At 31.6% G+C, this 3,942-nt stretch carries 3 protein-coding genes and 1 rRNA gene; all 4 read right to left on the bottom strand.

Annotation, left to right across the window (positions count from 1 at the left end):
- Nucleotides 1-627: 627 nt before the first annotated feature.
- Entirely contained in the window at nt 628-1,335 is a 708-nt protein-coding gene (locus tag LGK95_RS21860; RefSeq protein ID WP_226127014.1) for a DUF6448 family protein, read from the bottom strand.
- 96 nt (nt 1,336-1,431) lie between these two features.
- A complete protein-coding gene (locus tag LGK95_RS21855) occupies nt 1,432-2,919 on the bottom strand; it encodes a HAMP domain-containing sensor histidine kinase (RefSeq protein WP_226127013.1) in 1,488 nt (495 codons plus the stop codon).
- The gene (locus tag LGK95_RS21850; protein ID WP_226127012.1) at nt 2,900-3,616 is read right to left on the bottom strand and encodes a response regulator transcription factor; all 717 of its coding nucleotides are present in this window, start codon (nt 3,614-3,616) and stop codon (nt 2,900-2,902) included. The genes LGK95_RS21855 and LGK95_RS21850 overlap by 20 nt, the downstream gene beginning before the upstream one ends.
- Before the next feature lie 260 nt (nt 3,617-3,876).
- Nucleotides 3,877-3,942: ribosomal RNA gene (gene rrf, locus LGK95_RS22980) — 5S ribosomal RNA — on the bottom strand; the annotation flags it as partial.

The raw sequence follows: 3,942 nt of genomic DNA, 5'->3' as shown, positions 1-3,942 counted from the left end.
ACTAAAATATTACTTTTACTAAAGTAATTAACTGGTTAAAACAAAATATTATTTCGTTTCTTTACCTATTTCTCTGTTTAATTTTCAAAGACCAATTTGATTTGTCATCAACTGACGACTTCTACTATATTACTATGTTTTTCTTGTTTTGTCAACAACTTCTTAAAAATAAATTTTCATTTGAAAACCTATTAAATTGTAATTAACATTTGGCTTAGTGTGCCACTCGCTCGTGACGACAAGAAGTATTGTATCATATAAAAAAGATCATAAATTTAACACATATGTGTTCTAACTAGATTACCTTCATATTTCTACATATATATCTAAATAATTCAATATTTCGCATTCCGATACACATGGACAAGTATTATAAACACATCTTTATCCACAATTTTAAAACCCTCCGTTAAATGATGATAGCCACTAAAATTGCTCAATTTCTTAAACAAGCTATAGAACGATATATAACAATGCTTGACTCTTCTCTCTGAGTTATTATAGTTTCAGCTGTAATTCTTAAGATTTTATTAACTACTTTATTGATTTTGTTGAGAACATATAAAAAACACCCACCTCGGATAAGAACCGAGAAAGGTATGTAGTAATTGGTATCTAGAATATCTTTTATTTTGAAGCTTTTCTATGATAAGCAATACCTGATATTAGAGTTGTAATGAAAAATACACCTACTAAACTCCATGGAATTATCGGTAAAGATTCTGCTTGTTCAGTTACAGCAGTGTGACCTTCTTTAGCTTCTGCCGAGTGATCTTCTTCTCCTTCAGCAAATTTCAAGAAGCTAACATAAGATTCAATGTATTTTCTTCCAGCTTCAACATTATTTACATCAAAATTCTTTAAAGCCATTGCTTTTTCAAATCGTTCTTTTAATTCAGGTACCTTATCTTTTTCAATCAATTTTTCTAAAGAAGATAAATTTCCAACTTTAATACTCTCATCTGCAGCCAATACTTTTTCATCTTTGGGAGTTCCAGAAGGTTTTATACCTGTGAAAGGTGCGCCCTCTCCTGCTCTGTGAAGTCTAACTAGATTTTCTAAGAAATACTTTTCGGAAAGCACCTTAGCTTCAGGACTTAGTTCTTTGACTTTCATAGTTTGAACAAACATTTGTGATATTTCCTTTTCATATTCAGGTTTAGCCCATTTTAACACATAGTTTACATTATTGGTTTTCATTGCTTTTTTACCATCTGCCACAGTAGGACCGTCCATTGTGTCACAATGAGCACTGGCAATTGTAGGTAATGCTATAACAATAGTTAACGCCATTAAAAGTGATCCAAAAGCTTTTGATTTTTTAAATTTTTTCATATAAAAATACCTCCTAAAATATAACTTATTGCTCAACTTAAAGTTTTCCTTCAATATTTAATTGAGCATATTTATATTTTAAAAAACATTCTTGAACTACATAGGAACTATTTGTGAACTTTTCTGTCCAATGCCTTTCTCACTAATTATTAGGCTAAAACTAAAAATAGAACCTTCGTCTACTTCACTTTCTGCCCAAGCTCTCCCACCTAAGATTTCCATAATCTCCTTTACGAGCGAGAGTCCAAGCCCAGAACCTTCCTTTGATAATTGTCTTGTTTCATCAATTTTGTAAAATCTGCCCCATATCTTAGCAATCTCTACTGAAGAAATACCTACACCTGTATCAATAACATGTACATAGACTTCGTTTTTATATTGTTCCGCTTTTATTGTTATTCTTCCTCCACTTGACGTAAAACGAACTGCATTTGTAATATAATTAATGATTACCTGATCTATCAAATCCTCATCCCCTAAGACTTTCGGTAGATTTGTCGGCACATCTACTAATACATGTATCTCCTGATCCTCAATTAGTGGCCTCAGTTTCATAACATTTCTATGTATAATTTCTAAAATATTTAAATCCTTTTTATTAATCTTAATTTGCCCAGATTCAATTCGTGATAAATCTAAGAGTCCATTTACCAATCTATGCATTCTAAGCGTTTCTTTTAATATAATCCTAAGATGTTTTCTTTCTTGCTCCTTGTTATTTGTTACACCATCAAGAATAGCTTCTACATATCCTCGCACTGAAGTTAAGGGTGTACGAAGCTCATGAGAGGCGTTGGCAACAAATTGCCTCTGCATCTTTTCAATCTTAATCATTTTGTTTTTCTCATCTTCTAAATCTCTCATTGTCTTATCTAGAGTTATCATCATATAGTTAAATGTCTCTGCTAAATTGCCAATTTCATCTGGAGGATATACTTTAGCTTTTTTAGAAAAGTTACCTTTAGACATTTCTAAAGAAATTAAAGTTATTTCTTTTATTGGTTTTACTATGGACATTGAGATAAAATAACTTACAAAAACCGAAATAAAAATGGCGATAACTCCAGCAAAAATAACAATCTTAAAAGCTTCCATAATACTATTAATAATATCAGACAGTGGATTACAAACAAAAATAGCCCCGTCAACCTTATCTCCCACATATATTGGCAATGCCACTGAAAGAACAGGTTCATCCACATATTTTATTATCCCCTTGTTGTAAACAATTTCTCCTTTAAGAGCTCTTTTCACTTGATTAACGCTTGGACATATATCGTCAGCATGGGTTAACTCATGAGATCCGCTGATAATTGTACCGTTCTTATTTAATATCCACATATGGCTAATATTAACCTTATTAAAGGTATCTACTAGTTCATTTACTTTACCTGAATCCTTATTTTTAATATAAGAACTCAGTACATTAGACATCTCTTTGCCTTGAGTAAGAATTTGCTTTTCTTTTACTCCAAAATAGTATTGACTAAAAAATATATAGAAAAATAGGCTTGCTATTACAATACTAAGAAGCGTAACTAAAATATAGGTACCTAAAAGTTTACTAAAGAGATTTTTCTTCATTTTTTATCACCCCAAATTTATAACCTACCCCCCAGACTGTATGAACATATGTGTATAATCTCCCTTTTTCAATCTTCCTACGCAACCGTTTAACATGTGTATCAACAGTACGCGAATCACCTAAATAGTCATATCCCCATATCTTATCTAGTAACCGTTCCCTCGTAAAAACTATTTCTGGATTATTAGCCAACAACCACATAAGTTCTACTTCCTTAGGTGTACTTAGTATTTTAGTTCCACTCGCGATGATTTCATATTTAGAAAAATCAATAACAAGTTGAGGAAACTTGAGAACGACACTCTCCTTAACATCTATTTTGGTTCTTCTTAAGATTGCTTTCACTCTTGCTGTTATTTCTCCTGGAGAAAATGGTTTAGTCACATAATCATCTCCTCCTAGGTTAAGGCCCAGTATTTTATCAGATTCCTCGCCTTTAGCTGATAGCATAATTATCGGTGTATCCATATCTTTTCTTATTTCTCGCGCCACTTGCCAGCCATTTTTGAATGGTAGCATAATATCCAAAATAATTAAATCTGGATTAATACTTCTGGCAAGTTCCAATGCTTTTAATCCATCTTCAGCTATCTCCACTATAAATCCCTCTGCCTCTAAATATAACTTAAGAAGTTCTGAAACATTCTCTTCATCATCTACAACTAAAATTGTTTTCTTAAACACTTCATCTTTCATTGCATATATCCTTTCTTAATAACCTACTTAATTTTTATTAATATAGTTTAACCTTTTTTGCGTGAATATACAGTAACATATGTTACCGCATTCTAATTCCTTCTATCTTTCAAATTGTTATATTTTCAATCCAAACAATACAAATCTGTTAATAGAAAATGATTATCTATGGTTAACGCATCTATAAAATATAGATATCTTAACTTTCCTTTTAAATTAACGCAAAAAAAACACTAAGTTATACTTAGTGTTTTTTTATAATCTGGCGACGACCTACTCTTCCACAAGGTTACCCCTGCAGTACCATCGGCGCATTGAAGCTTAAC

Origin of the sequence: Clostridium algoriphilum (assembly GCF_020443705.1) — a bacterium.
Taxonomy (GTDB): domain Bacteria; phylum Bacillota; class Clostridia; order Clostridiales; family Clostridiaceae; genus Clostridium_AD; species Clostridium_AD algoriphilum.
This window is presented reverse-complemented; position numbering and strand designations above follow the sequence as displayed.

Coding starts and splice junctions, on each gene's coding strand:
- LGK95_RS21855 (WP_226127013.1), bottom strand. CDS start 2,919: ATGAAGAAAAATCTCTTTAGTAAACTTTTAGGTACCTATATTTTAGTT.
- LGK95_RS21860 (WP_226127014.1), bottom strand. CDS start 1,335: ATGAAAAAATTTAAAAAATCAAAAGCTTTTGGATCACTTTTAATGGCG.
- LGK95_RS21850 (WP_226127012.1), bottom strand. CDS start 3,616: ATGAAAGATGAAGTGTTTAAGAAAACAATTTTAGTTGTAGATGATGAA.